Source organism: Lachnoanaerobaculum sp. Marseille-Q4761, from assembly GCF_017565785.1.
Classification (GTDB): Bacteria; Bacillota; Clostridia; order Lachnospirales; family Lachnospiraceae; genus Lachnoanaerobaculum.
Genome location: NZ_JAGEKB010000001.1, coordinates 109,406 through 128,235, shown reverse-complemented (window position 1 = coordinate 128,235; position 18,830 = coordinate 109,406). Strand labels below are relative to the sequence as shown.

Here is an 18,830-nt window from a genome sequence, read left to right as displayed (position 1 = left end):
AGGTTTAATGTAAAATTAGATTTACTTGTAACGCCGAGTTTTAAAATAAAGGATGGTAATAATGGAATTAAAGGAAATCTTGGACTATATAGAAGAAAAACATAATATAAAAGAAATGAACAGATGGGACAGTTCTTCTATAATGTCAAGACTTTGCCATCCTTTGACCGGTAAAATGATAGCACTTATTATAAGGCAGTGGGACTCAGACAGTGGGATGTGGATGGAACACTGTGACCTAAAATATGATGCAAGCCTTTATGACAGAATGAAATCATATATAGTCGAGCCTTTGCGTATGCATGGGAGTAACTGGATAGGTATATGCTTTAATAAAGATACGGAAAGTGACTATGTCTTTGATATTTTTGATAAGGCAATTTTACAGGAAAATCCGGCGGAAAATATTATTATACTTGATGATACTAAAAGTAAGCTCTCATTTGCCGAAACTCATGCCACGGATAAAAAAAGCAGTGGAATATCTGAAAATATCGAGTTTTTAGAGCCTGCTGAAAAAAAAGTATATACTGATTCAATACTGACATTTACTAAGGGAAGAGAATTTTTTAAAGATAGAGAAGAAGTTCCTAAAAAAATCCGTGAAATGATGGCATTATATAAATATGATGATTATTCATGGAATTATAAAGCAAGAAATTTCTATAAACAGGCAAAGTTTATGGAGGATTATGAGGATGATTATCAAGGGGAAGTTGGGGAGATTTCCGGTTATTATACTACATATCATGATTTGAATGAAAAACAGCTGAGAGCCTATTTTACATGGAGGAGCGAAATTAGAAAGGGTATATATAATAAAGCCTGTACATCATTTATATATATTTATATCTATGAATTGCTTTGTGGAATAGGTGCCTCTTCAACTTATGATACCATAAATAAATTAAAGGTTTTTGAAGAGAAACTTTCAGATAATGATATTTTGGATGTGACAATAAAAAGAAATCTGCATAAATGGTATTTTGAGTATTCACTCTTGCATGGTTTTCCAATAGACAAGATAAAAGAATATGTAGATAAGGATGTTTTTGCACAGGATAGCGCTCTGGATATTTTAAAAAATTATAAAAAAGTTTCTGATGAAGAAATATTTGAGTCGCTATGTTTTTTTGCCGGAAAGAAAAGTTTAAATTCTGTCAGTCTGAAAAAAGAAAGGGATAAAAGCATATTTATCTTTGCTTTTATATGGAGATATATATTAAAAAATGTAACTATTGAAGGGAAGGGTATATTTTCACATTGTTTTGGAAGAATACATAACAGAAGTTGGTATCCTCTTTTTAATGCGGTTTATTGGAGTGAAAAAAAGCCTGAGAACGGAGATTATATAGTAAATGGAGTAAGATCATACCATTATCATGATGGCAGTTGGAATGAAAGAGGATATATAAAATCTTATTTCAATAAGAAGAAAATAGATTCCATATTTCATGAGATTGACAGAAAAATAAGAGAAGAATTTAAACTTGGGTATTATCTTGGGCAAAGACCGGATGACAGTTGGATAAGAAAAGATATAGAGGATGCATTTGGTAAGGCAATAAAGGAATTAAAGAAAAATGAAAGAGCAAAAATAAATATTGATTTTTCAGCTTTGAAAAAAATTCGCATAGATGCAGAGAGTACAAAAGAGAGCCTTTTGATTGATGAAGAAAAAGAAGCTTTTATAAATACAGAGGTATCAAGAGCCGGCAGTGAAAGCGAGAATGAGTCGGAAACAAAAAACGGATTATTCAATAGAGGTATAGCATCGGAGGACAAAACCGGTGAGATATATGAAGTTTTAGATATTTCAGATAAAGACAGGGATATGGGTTTTATAAAACAAAATAAAAATACTGATATAAATAAGGAGATTTTAAAACATATCATTGAGGAAAAAGATTATAAACAGCTTATAAAATCAAACAATCTATTTGCTTCCATTGTTACAGATACTATAAATGAAATTTTCTTTGAAAAAATAGGGGATAATATTTTAGAATATGAAGGTGATGATATATACTTGATTGAGGACTACAGAGAGGATATTTTGGACATTATAGGAGATATTTATGAATGATGAAAAAAAAGTGCCGAAGCGAATTGCACAGACTTTAATAAATTCCCTAAAGGGTGGAGTGGTCCCAAGAACGGGATTGCCATATATTACAGTTGGAAGAAAAAGTGAGATAGAAGCATTGCTTCATGATGTAGACATTGTAGCTGAGGGCGGTGCTTCATTTAGATTTATTGTGGGTAAATACGGAAGCGGAAAAAGTTTCTTACTTCAAACCATAAGAAATTATGTGATGGACAGAGGATTTATAGTTGCTGATGCGGATTTGTCTCCGGAGAGAAGATTGCAGGGAACAAAGGGGCAGGGGCTTGCGACATATAGAGAACTTATTGGAAATCTGTCCACTAAAACAAAGCCTGAGGGTGGGGCTATTACCTTACTTCTTGATAAATGGATAAATAATATTCAAACAGATTGTATAAATAAAACAGGATTTTTACCGGGCAGCAAAGAACTTTTAATTGAAGTAAATAAGGAGATATATTCAGTACTTAGAGGACTTTCAGAGCTTGTTCACGGTTTTGAATTCGGTACACTTTTATCAAGATACTATCATGCCCATATTGAAGGGGATGATGAAACAAAGATGAAAATTATACGCTGGTTTAGAGGGGAATATATAAGAAAAACAGATGCCAAAGAAGCATTGGGTGTAAATATAATTATTACGGATGAGGATTGGTATGAGTATTTAAAACTTTTTGCAATGTTTTTCAGACTTGCGGGATATAGCGGTATGATGATTATGGTTGATGAACTGGTAAATATATATAAGATACCGAATGCCATAACCAGGCAATATAATTATGAAAAAATGCTTACAATGTACAATGATACCTTACAAGGCAAGGCAAAATATTTGGGCATTATAATGGGAGCCACACCACAGACTCTGGAGGATAAGAGAAGGGGAATATACAGCTATGAGGCGCTTCGCTCCAGACTTTCGGAAGGGAAGTTTTCAAAACCGGGCATGAGAGATTTATTATCACCTGTAATAAGGCTTGAGGCACTTACTCCTGAGGAAATGCTTGTACTTTGTGAAAAATTATCAGATATGCATGCGGATCTTTATTCTTACAGTAAAACTCTTAACGACAGAGAGTTGGGGGATTTTATAAGTTTGGAGTATTCAAGGATAGGCGCAATGGAAAATATCACCCCAAGAGAGGTGATAAGAGATTTTATAGAATTGCTGGATTTGATATATCAAAATCCAAACTTAAAAATACAAGAACTTTTGGAATCTCCTGACTTTGATTTTGCAAAGTCGGAAGCGGTATCGGATAATCCGGATGAAAATTTTGTGGAGTTTACATTATGAATGTATATGAAAGATACGCACCGTTTATTCGAGAGTATATTTATAATTCAGGCTGGAAGGTGCTTCGTGGAGTACAAAATGCGGCAGCGGATGTAATATTTAATACTGATGAAAATCTTTTATTAACAGCTTCTACAGCCTCGGGAAAAACTGAGGCTGCATTTTTCCCTATACTGACATTGCTGGATGAAAATCCTTCAAGCAGTGTAGGTGTATTATATATTGCGCCATTAAAGGCTCTGATAAATGATCAGTTTTTAAGACTGAACTATATATGTGAAGAGGCGGATATTAAAGTTACAAGATGGCATGGAGATGCTACACAGACAGGAAAAAGAAAACTTTTAAAAAAGCCTTCGGGTATTTTACAAATAACCCCTGAATCATTGGAATCATTGATGATAAATAAGCATATGGAGATAATGTCTTTATTTTATGATTTAAGATTTATAGTGGTGGATGAGATTCACTCTTTGCTTCGTGGCGATAGAGGATTACAGACTTTTTGTTTAATAGAAAGACTTTGTAAAATGGCAGGCTGTGATCCCAGAAGAATAGGGCTGTCTGCAACCATAGGTAATCCTAAGTTGGCGGGAGATTTTCTTGGATGTGGAAGTAAAAGAAAAACCTTGATACCGGAATTTGACAGAGGAAAGGAAACATGGAGACTTTCCATGGAGCATTTTTTTAATACGGATCCGCAGGCAGGTGAAGATATAAAAGATAATATTTCTTTTCAGGACAAAAACAAATTGCATTATCCGGATTTAGGAAAGGCTACAGAGAGTGGCGAGGAAAATATAAAAAAGTCAAATGATTATAGTGCTCCAAGAGGGGCAAATCCGGGACTTGCCTATATTTTTGAACATACAAAGGGGAAAAAATGCCTTGTATTTACAAATTCCCGTGAAGAATGTGAGGCTGTCTGCCAGCATATGAGGCAGTATTGCGAGGCAATGCATGAGCCCGACAGATTTCTTATTCACCATGGTAATCTGTCCGCATCATACCGTGAAAGTGCGGAAGAGGAGATGAAGGATGATGATTCTTTAATATCAATATGTGCCACCGCCACTTTGGAACTTGGAATAGATATAGGCAGACTTGAAAGGGCATTTCAAATAGATGCACCCTTTACGGTGTCAGGTTTTTTACAAAGACTTGGAAGAACGGGGAGGAGAGATGCACCTTCGGAAATGTGGTTTGTAATGAGAGAGGATCATCCGGAGCCAAGGGCTATGATGCCTGAAATGATACCATGGTATCTGATACAGGGTATAGCTTTGGTGCAAATTTATATTGAGGAAAGATTTGTAGAGCCGCCAAGGCTTGACAGATTGCCATACAGTCTACTCTATCATCAAACAATGAGTACGCTTGCATCTATCGGAGAAATGACAGCGGCGGAGCTGGCATCAAGAGTACTTTCATTATCTGCTTTTAAAAGAATAAGTCAGGATGATTTTCGTGCATTACTATTACATTTGATAGATATAGACCATATAAACAGAACAGAAAACGCCGGTCTGATAGTAGGTATCTCGGGAGAGAGGGTAGTAAATAATTATAAATTCTATGCGGTTTTTGTGGAGAATATAGAGTACTCGGTGCGTACAGAGTCACAGGAACTTGGAACCATTGTAAGACCTCCGGATAATGGAGGTAAGATTGCGATTGCAGGCAGAGTATGGGTGGTTGAGGAAGTTGACCATAAAAGAAGAGTGGTATATGTAAGTCCGGTAAAGGGAAATATTCCGGCATATTTTGGGGATGTAGCAGGTGATATACACACCCGTATTCTTGAGAGGATGAAGACAGTCTTAAGTGAAAATAAAGAGTACATATATTTGATGAGCAACGCAAAAAAAAGACTTTTAGAGGCAAGAGAATGTTTTAAAAAGGCAAATTTATATGATAAGCCTTTAATACATTTGGGTGGGAATATGTGGGCATTGTTTCCATGGCTTGGAAGCTTTGCTTTTTTGACATTGGAACGCTTCCTCAGGTTGCATTGTGAAAAGGAACTTGGGTTAAGGGGCGTAAATCCGTGCAGACCTTATTTTATACAGTTCACCATGAATGTAAGTGAAAAAGAGTTTTATAAAACAGTAAAAGAAAAGGCTTTGGAAGATATAGATCCTATGTCCTTGATGTATGAAAAAGAAGTACCTGTATTTGAAAAATATGATGAATTTATTCCCGAAGAACTGGTGAAAAAAGGTTTTGCCTATGGTGTTCTTGATATAGAAGGTATGAAAAATCGGGTAAAAGAGTGGTAAGTAAAGGTATAAATATGTATAATAAATATCGATTACAGCAAGATATCAATATAAGCATTATGGGGGAATACCATGAAAGATTACAGATTCAGAGTAAATACAAGAATAGATGAAATAATAATGGGGATTTCTTATCCTATGCTTTTTATGATTCCGATGCTTTTATTTGTACTTTTTTTGGAACTTTTTACACCTTTAAAAGGAATAACATATAATGCTACCAAAAATATTAAAACAGAGCTTTTAGTCATGATACCCTCCGTTATAATATGTGTAATCACCATTCCTTTAATTAAGAAAAGGCTTGGCAAGGTATTTGAAATAAAGGTTCACGGTAATATAATAGATGTGAATACAGATAAGAGAAGCTATTCTATAGGTGAATTAGAAAAGCTGAGTGTAATAGACAGAAAGGGATTTATACTTGTAAGAATCAAGGGCAGTATGGGTAGACTGGATTTTTTGGCAAGAGAAGTTAGAAATCTTTTCGGCTTAAGCAGTAAGGAAGATATAAATGAAATAAGAGAAATGATAAAGTATTTAAGAACATTGATTTAGAAAAGAAATTAGAAAACTTTAGAAAAATAAAAAAGGGGGATAATGTAATGATAAAAGCAGTACTGTTTGATATGGACGGTTTGATGTTTGATACTGAAAGGCTCTATGGTAGGGCATGGCAGAATGCGGCGGTTTTGCAGGGATGTAAAATAAGCGATGAAGCCATATTAAAAATAAAAGGTGCAAACAGAGCACTGGCATATAAGATACTCAGGGAAGATGCGGGTGAGCATTTTGATATCGATAAGGGCAGACAAAAGAGAGAGGAATATATAGTAGCACATATAAAAGAGCATGGATTAACAAAGAAAAAGGGACTTGATAATTTATTAAAATTTTTAAAAGACAACAATATAAAGATCTGTCTGGCAAGTTCCACAAAGAGAGAAGTGGCAATAAGATATCTGAAAATGGCGGATGTTTATAAATACTTTGATGATTTTACATGCGGTGATGATATAGAAAACGGGAAGCCGGCACCTGATATATTTTTAAAGGCGGCAAAAAAGGTAAATACAGATATAGGAGAGAGTCTTGTACTTGAGGATTCTATAAACGGTATAAATGGAGGATTAGCTGCAGGTGCGAGGGTGATAATGGTACCGGATACCATAGCTCCCACAGATGAAATAAAGGGAAAAGTAGATGATATAAAGACGAATCTGGATGAAGTGATAGATTGGATAATGAAAGAAAACACTAGAATGGGATCATAAAATGAAGCAGGGAAAAATAAATATTCAATATATAGTATTGCAGGGATTGTTCTGGATGCTTTTTTGTGTAAACGGAGGATTTCTTTCGTTTTATTTGCAGGGAAACGGTTTTGGAAACAGTTTGATAGGTGTTATAACGGCGGTATTTTGTACTATAGCGTTTATATTACAGCCCTTAGCCGGGAATATATGTGACAGAATAGAGGGATTGACATGGAAAAAACTTATAATCATATTGGGCATACCATATATCCTTATATGTATACTATTACTGATTATAAAGAGTAAAAGCCTTATTGTAATATTGTTTGGAATGATATATATAACTACATTTATATATCTGCCGCTTATAAACAGTGCTGTATTTGCCTATGAAAAAGAAGGAGTGAAGATAAATTTCGGTATTGCCAGAGGAACAGGTTCTGCAATGTATGCACTGATGGCTTTGTTAGTGGGAGATATGGCTCGAATCTTCGGTACAAAAATAATTCCCTTATCAGGTTTGATTGTAATAATTTTATTTTTGGCGGTTATAGCTACAATGCCGATCACCAAAAAAGTCAAGCAGGAAAAGGAAAAAGCTGAACATACAAATGTTTTAAACTTTATAACAAAGTATCCATATTTTTCGGTAATGCTTTTAGGGGTACTTTTTATGTTTTTCTCACATAATATTATAGGTACCTATCTACTACAAATAATACAGTCACTTGGAGGTGACAGTGCAAATCTTGGTAGAGCAATGTTTATTCAGGCTATAGTTGAAATACCTGTTTTATTTACCTTTTCATTTATAATGAAAAAGATAAAGGTTGGAAATCTTATGATTATTGCAGGAGTGGGGTATATTATAAAGGCTGTACTTTATTTTGCCTCAGGGAATATGGGGATGATCTATATTACTCAATTTTCACAGATAATCAGTTTTGCAATTATAGCAGCCGCATCGGTATATTTTACGGGTATGGTTGTAAATGAGGAGGATCAAACCACAGGACAGGCTTTTATGTCCGGTATGATGTCTGCAGGTACGGTAGTTCCTTATTTGGAGGTGCAATACTTGATTATGTAGGTGTGAGAGCACTTTTATCGGTGAATATTTTGCTTACTCTTATAGGAACAAGCATTGCGATATGCTCCGTAAGGCTTATAAGAATTAAGGGAAAACATAATAAAGTATAAAATAATATAGCCAAGTAGAAAGATAGAATCTGTTTGGCTATATTATTATGAATATATGGGAAAATATGTTATATTTGCTGTAGAATATTATAAGGGAGACAAAGGAAGCGTTGAAATTTTCAGTTTTAATATCGGTATATATAAAAGAAAAGCCTGAATTTTTAAAAAAGGCATTGGACAGCATCTATAATCAAACCTTAAGACCGGATGAAATAGTACTGGTAAAAGACGGGATATTAACAAGAGAACTGGAGGATGTAATATCCATAGAGTGTAAAAAAATTGAAAATCAAAATATAGATTTTGTATGTGTACAATTACAAAAAAACATGGGGCTTGGTATTGCCCTGCAAAAGGGGCTGGAAAAGTGCAAATATGAGTATATTGCAAGAATGGACAGTGATGATATAGCAGTAGAAGACAGATTTGAAAAGCAGGCGGATTATATGAGACAAAACAGTGACTTGTCTGTAGTCGGAGGATATATTGACGAGTTTGCCAAAGAGGGCAAAATTATAAGAACAAAGACTATGCCGCTAAAACATACAGAACTTTATAAATACGGAAAATACAGAAATCCCCTAAATCATATGACGGTATTTTTCAGGAAAAAAGATGTACTTGCAGTGGGTGGATATCAGCCTTTAAAGGGACTGGAGGACTATTATTTATGGAGCAGGATGCTGGCAAAGGGGTATAAAATCGGCAATATAGATAGGGTTTTAGTAAGGGCAAGGCTTGGGAATTTTGCAAACAGACGAGGGGGCTTAGAGTATTTTCTGACCTATATTAAATTAAGAAGAATACAAAACAAAATACATTATACGAATATATTGGAATTTATATTCGGAATAATAGCCACTGCATCTATAACTTTATCACCGAACAGGCTAAGGAGAGCTTTATACAAACTTTTAAGAAAAGACAGGGCATAAAAATATGTTTAAATGTTTAAATGTATAATAAGCTTTTTAGTAAAAATACTTTTACATAAAAAGAAACTATGTTATAATGTCAAGCGATTGTAAATATTCAATAAAAGAGATTGATATGAGGAGAGAGATATGATTATTACAAAGACCCCATTTCGTGTAAGTTTCTGTGGGGGTGGAAGCGATATGGCAAATTTCTATGAGAAATATGGAGGATGTGTATTAAGTACATCTATAAATAAGTATTGCTATATCTCTATTCATCCTTATTTTAATGAGAAACAAACACTGCTGAAGTATTCTGAGAATGAGCTTGTAGATGAGATTGATCAAATAAAGCACAGCATTTTCAGACAGGTTCTTAAAGATATGCATATCCATGGCGTTGAGATAACATCAACGGCAGATATCCCGGGAGGAACCGGGTTGGGCTCTTCGAGCACTTTTACAGTAGGACTCTTGAATACACTAAATTGCTACAATGGAAAGTTTGTTTCTAAGGACAAACTAGCAAGACTTGCTTGTGAAGTTGAGATTGAGAAACTGGGAAATCCTATAGGAAAGCAGGACCAGTATGGTGCAGCACTTGGAGGATTAAATTTTATCAAGTTTAATCAGGACGGTTCAGTTTCACATGAGCCGATTTTGATGGAAGGAAAGACTTATAAAAAATTGCAAAAAAACCTGCTTATGTTCTATACAGGAACAACCCGTTCAGCAAATACAATATTGGCAGAGCAGACAAAGAACATAACATCGGAAGATAAGGCTAAAAATTTGTTGAAGATGTGCGGACTTGCCAAAGATATGAAAGTTGCGTTGGAAAATAATGACATCTCTTCCTTTGGAAAGATATTAGATGAGGGATGGCAGCTAAAAAAAGAGTTGGCATCAGGTATTGCCAATCCTGCAATAGATGAAGCATATGATATTGCTATGAAAAACGGTGCTCTGGGTGGTAAACTTCTTGGAGCGGGAGGAGGTGGATTCCTCTTATTTTACTGTGAAGAAGAAAAACAGGAACAACTTAAAAAAGCTATTGTATTGAGAGAGCTGGAATTTACATTTGAGAGAGACGGTACCAGCGTAATCTACATTGGAGATAAATATTGGGAATAAAGGAGACAGTATGAAAGTATTAGTTGCAGGTGGTGCCGGATTTATCGGCAGTCACTTGATTGACAGCTTACTGGCAGAGGGAAATGAGGTAGTGTGTATTGATAATTTTTTTATCGGTACAAAGGAAAATATTGAGCATTTGATGGATAATCCTAAGTTCACTTTTTATGAGCAAAACCTTTGTGATAGAGAAAAACTGGAAGCTGTATTTGAAAAAGAGAAGTTTGAGTATGTTTTTCATTTGGCAGCCAATTCGGATATTCAGGCAAGTGCAAATGATCCGTCTATAGAATATGAAAACACATATTCCACAACATTTGAGTTGCTTCAAGCTATGAGAAAATATGATGTGAAGAAGTTTTTCTTTGCTTCCACTTCAGCAGTGTATGGAGAAAAAGAAGGTAAAAATGTATCAGAGGATGAGCCTAACCTTCGTCCTATATCTTATTATGGTGCTGCAAAACTGGGCTCTGAGGCAATTATATCTGCATATAGTTATATGAACGATATTAAGGCACTTATATTCAGGTTCCCAAATGTTATAGGGCCGAGGCTTACCCATGGCGTTATTTTTGACTTTGTAAAAAGGCTTAAGGTAGATCCGAGTCATTTGAGGATACTTGGAGACGGAACACAGTGCAAGCCGTATGTATATGTTCTGGACTTGGTGGAAGCAATTATGCAGTTTAAAGATGTGGAAGAAACAGGAATCACATTATATAATGTAGGTGTAAGTACACAAAGCAGTGTAAAGACAATTGCGGATATAGTGGTGGATAAGATGGGACTTACAGGAATACCCTATGAATATACAGGCGGAAAAGGCGGTTGGAAGGGGGATGTACCTAAGTTCCAATATGACCTTTCAAGGATTCATGCAGCCGGATGGAAGGCAAAACATGAATCTGATGATTCGGTAGCTCTTACTGTAGAAAATGTATTAAAAATGAAATAGAGGTAGAAAATGGATTATACACAAAGTATTAAAGATTATATTGAGTTAGAGATAGAGACATTAAAGAAGCTGAATGTGGAAGATATTAATAAGGCTATGAATTTAATGGATGATACAAGAAGAGCCGGAGGTACTATTTTTGTGTTCGGAAATGGTGGAAGCTCAGCTACCGCATCACATTATCAAAATGATTTTAATAAGGGAGTCAGCGAGTATTTATTTAAGAAGGGTGAGCCGAAGTTTAAACTTCTTTGTCTAAATGACAATGTGGCTACAATGATGGCAATCTCAAATGATATAGGATTTGAAGAGGTATTTCGTTTCCAGCTTGAAGGAGTAATCAAAGAGGGAGATATCGTGATGGCAATTTCAGGGAGTGGAAATTCAAAGAATGTTCTTAATGCAGTAGAATATGCCAAATCCTGTGGTAATAAAATAATAGGTATTACAGGATATGATGGAGGTAAGTTAAAAGAAATGTCAGATGTTTCTTTATGTGCAGATGTTATGAGCATGCAGGTTACTGAGGACATACATATGATTTATGATCATCTTATTATGAGTATTTTTTATAAAACTTTGGCAGGAAAAGACCATTTAAGAGTATAGGAAGAGAAGATGGAAAGTCTTTTTTTAACAGTATTATTGATTGTAGGAATTGTCATTTTGGCAATTCCACAATCTGTTTCTAGGACAATAAAAAAAGCTATGCCCGTGTTATTGCTTTTTATAGCAGTATTCGGTATCGGTTTTTTAGTAAAAAATCAGACAAGTAGTGAGATAAGAATAATAGCAAGCAATACTCAAAATGAAAAAGCTGAAGGCAGTGAGATTTTTTTAAAAGAAGTCATTGTCAATGGCGGGAGCAAAAATCCGGCTGATATTTTTTCGGAGGGGTGGATTGAAAAGGATGGTGGGCTTCTTTGGAGAAACTATGATCAGATAGATGGTATGAAGGACAGTATCAGTGCTGATTTTAAAAGTGGTGATGATGTAGTACTCGTTTTAAAACAGAATAAATGGCAGGGAAGGGCAGGAATTATATCGTCACAGGGTGAACAGGACTTTGATGGATATGTGGACAGTGAGTCTGATAGTTGGATAAATTTTGAAGTAAAAATGCCATCAATCACAGTGAAAAATTCAACTAAAAAGAATTTGGTAGCGCTTGCTATTATCACATGGATTTTTCTTGTAGGAATTTCTTTGGCTTGTAAAAGATTTTGTCCTGAAGAAAAGAAAATAAATACAGAACGACTTATTGGTCTGGATCTTTTAAAAATTATATCAGCACTTATGATCATTTTAATTCATGCATCAGCAAATATTTATAATAATCATGATATCGGCTCTTCCGTTTGGTTTGGAGGACTTATACTTAATGTTATTCCGAGATTTGCAGTTCCGACATTTTTGATGATATCAGGGGCGCTTTTACTTGGTAGAAGTACAGAACCTAGAAAAGCTGTTAGAAAGGCTCTTTACGCCGGACTTGCTCTTGTAGTATGGAGCGTTTCTTATATTATAGCAAAAAAAATAATTTGGAATGAGGGTAATGTGCTTTATGATATGATTATAATTCCATTTAAGGTTGGTCCGTCCGGACATCTGTGGTATGGATACTTACTTGTATGGATGTACTTATTCTTACCGGTTTTGCAGTATTTCTATGATGTCCTAAATAAAAAGATGAGGTTGTATTTCGTGCTGTTTGCATTAGTTATTCCGAGTGTGATAGATGGGATGATGATCTATTTTTCTATAGACGGCGTTATCTTAGAAAGACCTACATTTATTTATCTTAATTTGGGATATATAGCAACTATTTTTATTGGTAGGATGATTTATGAAAACAAAGAAAGCATAAGTGCTTTTGTTGCATTTGGACTAAGCATTATAGGCTTTTTGTGTACAGTTGTTTTATCAGTCGGAATAACAGAAAGACTTGGCTCATCAACAGATATTTTCTTCCTTGAAACACAAATTTCAAATGTAATTTATGCTGCCGGTATCGTAGCTTTATTTAGTAGGATAAAATGGAAAGGTGAGGATAATTTTATTAAAAAGTGTATTATTAAGCTGTCAGAATTATCACTAGGTATTTATTTCAGCCATTCACTTTTGATGTGGGCTATGGGAGAAAACATAAAGGTTTCCGGAGTTGATATCAATGTAGGGAACTCCGTTATAGAATGTTTGATATTTGTAGCTGTTACTTTTGTAGGTACGATTGTTATGATTGCACCACTTGGGAATATCCCGTTCCTTAAAAAGCTGGTCAAGATATCATAGGTGGTGAAGAATGGATGTATTTACAAACAAAATAAAACAGTATCAGTTCATGTTTACGGAGCTGGTAAAAAGAGATTTTAATAAGAGGTATAAGAGATCAGTCCTTGGTATACTATGGAGTATGATTGCTCCTCTATTTCAGCTTATTGTTATGAGCTTTGTATTTGACAGGGTTTTTGGTGACAGTATGGAGCATTATACTATATATATGTTTGCCGGACAGCTTATGTTCAACTACTTCAGAGAGGCAACTGATAATGGAATGCAGTCTATTACATCAAACGCAGGAATCATTACAAAGGTAAATGCACCTAAGTATTTATTTCTGATTTCTAAGATAATGGCGGCATCAATAAATTTTCTGCTGACATTGGTTATTTTCTTTATATTTGTTATAGCATATCATATTACGATCACTTGGAAATTTGTGTTTGTAATTTTTCCGATTGCATGTTTGTTTGTACTTATTGTGGGTACAGGATTGATACTGTCAGCACTGTTTGTTTTCTTTAAAGATATTCAATATCTTTATGATATATTTACACTCGCTTTAATGTACTTCACAGCAATTTTTTATGATGTGAAGATTTTTAAGGGAAGTATTGTGGCAAAACTTATTTATTTAAATCCTGTATTTGTTTACATAAACTATCTTCGTGAAATAGTGCTGCACAATACAATTCCATCATTTACCTATCATCTGTACTGTGTTTTTTATGCACTGCTTATTCTTCGTATAGGTATGTGGATGTATAAAAAATATAATTATATGTTCCTATATTATATTTAGAGAGGTATTCCTATGAATATGATAGAAGTTGACAATGTTTCTGTGACATATATCTTGGGAGATATAAAAGAATTATCATTGAAAGAGTTTTTTATCAGAAAAATGCACGGAGAGGTTATTACAAAGGAATTTAAGGCACTTGATGATATTACTTTTCATGTGAAAAAAGGTGAGTTGCTGGGTATTATCGGTTCAAACGGTTCCGGCAAATCAACTATTTTGAAAGTGTTGTCTAAAATTATGCCGGCTTCATCAGGAAGTGTAAATGTTAATGGAGTGGTAGCACCACTTTTGGAATTGACGGCAGGATTTGACGATGAAATGACTGTAAAAGAAAATGTATACCTTCGTGGAGCTCTTCTTGGCTATACAAAAAAATTTATTGAAGATAAATATGATGAAATAATTGACTTTGCAGAGATACGAGATTTTGAGAATGTAGCATTCAGAAAGCTAAGTTCAGGTATGAAATCAAAGATTGCCTTTTCACTTGCATCATTTGTAAAACCGGATATACTTATTTTAGATGAAGTATTGTCGGTGGGAGATATGTCTTTTAGGGCAAAATCCGAACAGAGGATGAAGGAACTTTTTGACAGTGGTGTTACTACCATTTTGGTCTCACATGCTATAGAGCAGATTAGAGAGATGTGTACTAAGGTACTTTGGCTTGAAAAAGGGCATATGAGAGGATATGGAGAAACTCAGGAAATGTGCGATGCTTATGAAGCATATATGAGGGGGGAGCATGCCTAAGATTACAGTTCTTCTACCTGTATACAATAGTGATAAGTATATAAGAGAGAGTATAGACAGTATTATTGCTCAAAGCTTTACAGATTGGGATATGCTTATTTTAAATGAATATGGTTCAAGTGAGGTATGTACAAGTATTGTAAAAGAATATGAAAGTAAAGATTCCAGAATAAAGGTTATTCAAAATACAAAAAGGCTTGGGCTTGCAGAGTCACTTAATCTTGGTATAAGAGAGGCGAGAGGAGAGTATATAGCCAGGATGGATGCTGATGATATATCAAAGAAAGATAGATTTCAGAAACAAGTAGATTTTTTAGATCGCCATCCCAATATAGCAGTAGTAGGATCCTATCAACATCACTTTGGTGAAGATATTGATTGGGTGCATGCACCGGCAACCGATCCACAACAGTGTAAAAGCAATGTTATTTTCTTTTGTGATTTATGCCATTCTACATTGATGCTAAGAAGAAGTGTTTTTGAGAAAAATGCTCTGTATTATGATAATACATACTTGGCAGAAGACTTTGAACTTTGGAGCAGAGTTATTGATTTTGGAGATATTGCTAATATTCCGGAAATACTGGGAGAATATCGTGTTGGAGAGGATAATATAACTCTTGAAAAAAAATCAAAACTACATTTAGAAAGTGGTAAGATCGTTGCAAAAACATTAAAGAGAACAATAGGATTGGAACTTTCAGAGGATGAGAGCGCTCTTTTTAACAATTGGAAAAATGATTATTTTGAGATCAAAGATTATAAAAAAAAGAAAGAGTCCTATATATTATTAAGCAATACACTTAGAAAGATATATGGAAAAAATCAGGAAATCGGCTTTTTTGATGATGATGCACTGCTTAGGTCAATTCGTGCTAAATGGTCATGGGCAAGAGGTGGTGAACCGTTTAACAGAATGGTTGATGTGGTAGGTGGCATTGAGTCTATTTTTAGAACCAGATATCCAAATCCATATATAAATCGCTTTTATTACTTTTGGAAGGAAAATAAAGGAATAAAGGCAAAATTAAAAAAAATATGTAAAAAAATAAAAGAACTATTTTAGGAAAGGAGAAATCATGCTTTTAAGTATTATTGTGCCGGTATATCAGGTAGAAGAGTATCTGGAAACTTGTATTAAATCAATGCTTGATTGCCATGGTTTTTCTTATGAAATTATTCTGGTGGTCAAATCATCCGAAGATAGAAGTGATCTTATTGCTAAGAAGATACAGGAAGAAAACAGTGATAAAGTTCAAATCATAGGGCAGGATAGTGACGGACTGTCTAATGCAAGAAATGTAGGACTTAGATATGCAAAGGGAGAATATGTGGTATTCTTTGACAGTGATGATTATATAGAAGCAAGTTCATTTTCAGATTTGATGATGAAACTGGGAAGTAAAAACTCTCCTGAGGTGATTATTTCAGATTGCCATATAGTAGGTAATTCGAATAATATCGCTAAGTTGGATACAATAGAAGGAGATGATTTGAACTGTGATAATTCATATCTTGAAACTTTTTTAAAGAAAAGGAGAAATTACTGGAATGTTTGGCAATATGTTATTAGAAGAGAATTTCTATTGGATAACAATCTTTTCTTTTTGGAAGGGGTTCATAGTGAAGATATAGAGTTTGCAACCAAAGTGATTTTGACTGCAAAAAGTTTCGGTTTTTTCGGTAAACCTTATTATTATTATAGGATTGGAAGAGAAGGTTCTTTGGCGAACAAGGTTACCTTGAAACATATCACAGACTTAATGGATATGTTGGCTGTCAGCGTAGAGAGGGTAAAAAAAGCTAAGTTCAGCCTAAAAGAATTATTGTTAGATAGACTGGCTTTGCAGTATATTCTATCATTTGTCATGATATATGATATTGACAAAAAAGAAATAAATGAAGCGAAGAGGTACATCAGAATAAGAAAATCGTTGTATAAGGAAATTACGCTCAACAATCCCGGAAAGAAAATATTTTTAAAATTTAGAATAGAATTTTTAGCATACATTTTAAAAAATATACGAGATGTGAGAAGGATATTATTAAAAATACATTAGGAGTGGATTATGTATAAAGAAGATGTTTTGGTGGAGAAAATAAGAAGTTGTGGATTAAATATGACAAAGAAAGAAATAAAAGCTCTTACTTATTTAGAATCTTATGTGGGTAGGTCTGATCAACTAATACTTCAAGCATTGGTTGATTTAGATCTTTTGCTAAAGAAATTTTTCTTCCAAATAATGAAAAAATCAAAAGAAGAAGGAAGATATTTTTTTAGATTATGCTATAGAAAGATGAAAAATACTTTTGAGTTTTGGAGTTTGGCATGTAATAATGATTATGAAAAAAACAAACTACAGAGAATATACAAAAATTCACTATTTAGTCATACTGAATTCTATACGCAAAAAAACTTTGCCAATGTTGAGCCATTGATAACGGTTTTGCTGCCTACATATAATAGTGAAAACTATATTGCTGAGACTTTATGGTCGGTATTTGATCAAAGTTGTCAGGACTTTGAGGTGTTGATTATTAATGAAGCCGGGAGTAGCAATGAAACGATTGAAGTGATTCAATTATTTGAGGATAATCGTATAAGATTAGTACAAAATAAAACAAGACTTGGACTTGCTGAATCCTTAAATGAGGGAATAAGAATTGCAAAGGGGAAGTACATTGCAAGAATTGATGCAGATGATTTGGCTACAGAGGATCGTTTTGAAATACAGAAGAATTTTTTGGATTCACATGAAGAATATGGATTATGTGGAAGTAGACAACATCATTTTGGTGTAGATGCTGATTTTGTTCACGAAGTAGTGGAAAAGCATGATGATATAAAGGCAGCACTTATTTATGGTTGCGAAATATGCCACTCTACTATTATGATTAGAAAAGATTATTTTTTAAAAAACAATCTTTTTTATGATAACACAAAAAAAGCGGAAGATTATGAACTTTGGACAAGAGCAATACACAAATTCAAATTCCATAATATAAATAAGATTTTGGGAGAATATAGAGTCGGAGCGGATAATATTACAAAGAACAAGTTTAATGCACTTTCAGCTGAGTCGGCATTGATTGCGGCAAATAATATTTCAAAATATTTGAATGTACCTATATCTGAAGCGCATCTTGAATATTTGACAGGATGGGAGAACAGATTCGATCAGGTTGAAGAAAAGGAAAGACAAAAAGCACTAAAAGAAGAAGAAACCCTTTTAAGGGAAATGGCAAAAAACAATGTAATATATAAAAATTATAAAGATTCCAGCTTACTGTTGGCTATAAATAGAAGATGGAGATGGGTTTTAGGTAAATATGCTTACGGACATGATTTAGAAGAAGTTCTAAGTATAGATGATTTATTTAAAAAATATCCAAGTACTGAATCAAGTAGAGAACATGAACCAATTAGTAACACTAAGGCATTTTCATTAAAGGAGTGTATAAAGTGTGTTTTGAAATTCTTCTATACTCCATTTAGACATGGAATAACTTATAAGTTGAGAAGGCAACTTTGGGACTTGGATGGTCATTTGAAGGATAGTAAAGCTGAAATTTTAGACCATATCAACTCTGTTAAATATGATATTTTAAATCATATTAGAGATTCTGAAATAAGATTGAAGCAATATAACTATATCTTGTCAGAAAAAAATAGCGATATTGACTATTCTCTAAGAAAACTGGAAGAGAGATTTGAATCTATAAAAGTGTTCATAGATTCGCAGAATACATCATTAAGAGAAATTCTGGACAACAGAATTTATAAAGCGGAAACAAACCTGAGCCAGACTTTTGATAGTAGAATCTATGACGCAGAGAAGAATTT

General features: G+C 34.1%; 16 protein-coding genes. All 16 read left to right on the top strand.

Annotated elements, in window-relative coordinates:
• Window positions 1–61 precede the first annotated feature (61 nt).
• Entirely contained in the window at window positions 62–2,086 is a 2,025-nt protein-coding gene (locus J4O15_RS00615; protein WP_208099316.1) for a TerB N-terminal domain-containing protein, read from the top strand.
• Window positions 2,079–3,407 (top strand): ATP-binding protein, encoded by a 1,329-nt coding sequence (locus J4O15_RS00610; RefSeq protein WP_208099315.1) that lies wholly within the window; start codon window positions 2,079–2,081, stop codon window positions 3,405–3,407. The genes J4O15_RS00615 and J4O15_RS00610 overlap by 8 nt, the downstream gene beginning before the upstream one ends.
• Complete coding sequence (locus J4O15_RS00605) at window positions 3,404–5,686, top strand: DEAD/DEAH box helicase (RefSeq protein ID WP_208099314.1); 2,283 nt, start codon at window positions 3,404–3,406, stop codon at window positions 5,684–5,686. Before J4O15_RS00610 ends, J4O15_RS00605 begins: the two co-directional genes overlap by 4 nt.
• 72 nt (window positions 5,687–5,758) lie before the next feature.
• Complete coding sequence (locus J4O15_RS00600) at window positions 5,759–6,244, top strand: hypothetical protein (RefSeq protein WP_208099313.1); 486 nt, start codon at window positions 5,759–5,761, stop codon at window positions 6,242–6,244.
• A gap of 47 nt (window positions 6,245–6,291) precedes the next feature.
• The gene (locus J4O15_RS00595) at window positions 6,292–6,960 is read left to right on the top strand and encodes an HAD family hydrolase (protein ID WP_208099312.1); all 669 of its coding nucleotides are present in this window, start codon (window positions 6,292–6,294) and stop codon (window positions 6,958–6,960) included.
• A gap of 1 nt (window position 6,961) precedes the next feature.
• The gene (locus tag J4O15_RS00590) at window positions 6,962–8,032 is read left to right on the top strand and encodes an MFS transporter (RefSeq protein WP_243761911.1); all 1,071 of its coding nucleotides are present in this window, start codon (window positions 6,962–6,964) and stop codon (window positions 8,030–8,032) included.
• Window positions 8,033–8,252: 220 nt separating this feature from the next.
• Entirely contained in the window at window positions 8,253–9,077 is an 825-nt protein-coding gene (locus tag J4O15_RS00585) for a glycosyltransferase (protein WP_208099311.1), read from the top strand.
• Window positions 9,078–9,206: 129 nt separating this feature from the next.
• On the top strand, window positions 9,207–10,193 hold the full coding sequence (locus J4O15_RS00580) for a GHMP family kinase ATP-binding protein (RefSeq protein WP_009219483.1): 987 nt from the start codon (window positions 9,207–9,209) through the stop codon (window positions 10,191–10,193).
• A 10-nt stretch (window positions 10,194–10,203) separates the two neighbouring features.
• Entirely contained in the window at window positions 10,204–11,148 is a 945-nt protein-coding gene (locus J4O15_RS00575; RefSeq protein WP_009219484.1) for an NAD-dependent epimerase/dehydratase family protein, read from the top strand.
• 9 nt (window positions 11,149–11,157) lie between these two features.
• Window positions 11,158–11,757, top strand: a complete 600-nt coding sequence (locus J4O15_RS00570) for a D-sedoheptulose-7-phosphate isomerase (protein WP_009219485.1) — start codon at window positions 11,158–11,160, stop codon at window positions 11,755–11,757.
• Between the two features lie 9 nt (window positions 11,758–11,766).
• Window positions 11,767–13,440 (top strand): acyltransferase, encoded by a 1,674-nt coding sequence (locus J4O15_RS00565; RefSeq protein ID WP_208099310.1) that lies wholly within the window; start codon window positions 11,767–11,769, stop codon window positions 13,438–13,440.
• A gap of 10 nt (window positions 13,441–13,450) precedes the next feature.
• Entirely contained in the window at window positions 13,451–14,230 is a 780-nt protein-coding gene (locus tag J4O15_RS00560; protein WP_009219487.1) for an ABC transporter permease, read from the top strand.
• Window positions 14,231–14,242: 12 nt separating this feature from the next.
• Entirely contained in the window at window positions 14,243–14,986 is a 744-nt protein-coding gene (locus J4O15_RS00555; RefSeq protein ID WP_009219488.1) for an ABC transporter ATP-binding protein, read from the top strand.
• The gene (locus tag J4O15_RS00550) at window positions 14,979–16,052 is read left to right on the top strand and encodes a glycosyltransferase family 2 protein (protein ID WP_208099309.1); all 1,074 of its coding nucleotides are present in this window, start codon (window positions 14,979–14,981) and stop codon (window positions 16,050–16,052) included. The genes J4O15_RS00555 and J4O15_RS00550 overlap by 8 nt, the downstream gene beginning before the upstream one ends.
• A 13-nt stretch (window positions 16,053–16,065) precedes the next feature.
• Window positions 16,066–17,046 carry a glycosyltransferase gene (locus J4O15_RS00545; protein ID WP_009219490.1) on the top strand — a complete coding sequence of 327 codons (981 nt, stop codon included), beginning with the start codon at window positions 16,066–16,068 and terminating at the stop codon, window positions 17,044–17,046.
• Between the two features lie 9 nt (window positions 17,047–17,055).
• Window positions 17,056–18,830 (top strand): glycosyltransferase family 2 protein (locus J4O15_RS00540; RefSeq protein ID WP_208099308.1); only part of this gene is annotated, 1,775 nt, incomplete at its 3' end.

Excerpts from the sequence above, each read along its gene's own strand:
- J4O15_RS00615 (WP_208099316.1), top strand. The coding sequence starts at position 62 with ATGGAATTAAAGGAAATCTTGGACTATATAGAAGAAAAACATAATATA.
- J4O15_RS00610 (WP_208099315.1), top strand. The coding sequence starts at position 2,079 with ATGAATGATGAAAAAAAAGTGCCGAAGCGAATTGCACAGACTTTAATA.
- J4O15_RS00605 (WP_208099314.1), top strand. The coding sequence starts at position 3,404 with ATGAATGTATATGAAAGATACGCACCGTTTATTCGAGAGTATATTTAT.
- J4O15_RS00600 (WP_208099313.1), top strand. The coding sequence starts at position 5,759 with ATGAAAGATTACAGATTCAGAGTAAATACAAGAATAGATGAAATAATA.
- J4O15_RS00595 (WP_208099312.1), top strand. The coding sequence starts at position 6,292 with ATGATAAAAGCAGTACTGTTTGATATGGACGGTTTGATGTTTGATACT.
- J4O15_RS00590 (WP_243761911.1), top strand. The coding sequence starts at position 6,962 with ATGAAGCAGGGAAAAATAAATATTCAATATATAGTATTGCAGGGATTG.
- J4O15_RS00580 (WP_009219483.1), top strand. The coding sequence starts at position 9,207 with ATGATTATTACAAAGACCCCATTTCGTGTAAGTTTCTGTGGGGGTGGA.
- J4O15_RS00575 (WP_009219484.1), top strand. The coding sequence starts at position 10,204 with ATGAAAGTATTAGTTGCAGGTGGTGCCGGATTTATCGGCAGTCACTTG.
- J4O15_RS00570 (WP_009219485.1), top strand. The coding sequence starts at position 11,158 with ATGGATTATACACAAAGTATTAAAGATTATATTGAGTTAGAGATAGAG.
- J4O15_RS00565 (WP_208099310.1), top strand. The coding sequence starts at position 11,767 with ATGGAAAGTCTTTTTTTAACAGTATTATTGATTGTAGGAATTGTCATT.
- J4O15_RS00560 (WP_009219487.1), top strand. The coding sequence starts at position 13,451 with ATGGATGTATTTACAAACAAAATAAAACAGTATCAGTTCATGTTTACG.
- J4O15_RS00555 (WP_009219488.1), top strand. The coding sequence starts at position 14,243 with ATGAATATGATAGAAGTTGACAATGTTTCTGTGACATATATCTTGGGA.
- J4O15_RS00550 (WP_208099309.1), top strand. The coding sequence starts at position 14,979 with ATGCCTAAGATTACAGTTCTTCTACCTGTATACAATAGTGATAAGTAT.
- J4O15_RS00545 (WP_009219490.1), top strand. The coding sequence starts at position 16,066 with ATGCTTTTAAGTATTATTGTGCCGGTATATCAGGTAGAAGAGTATCTG.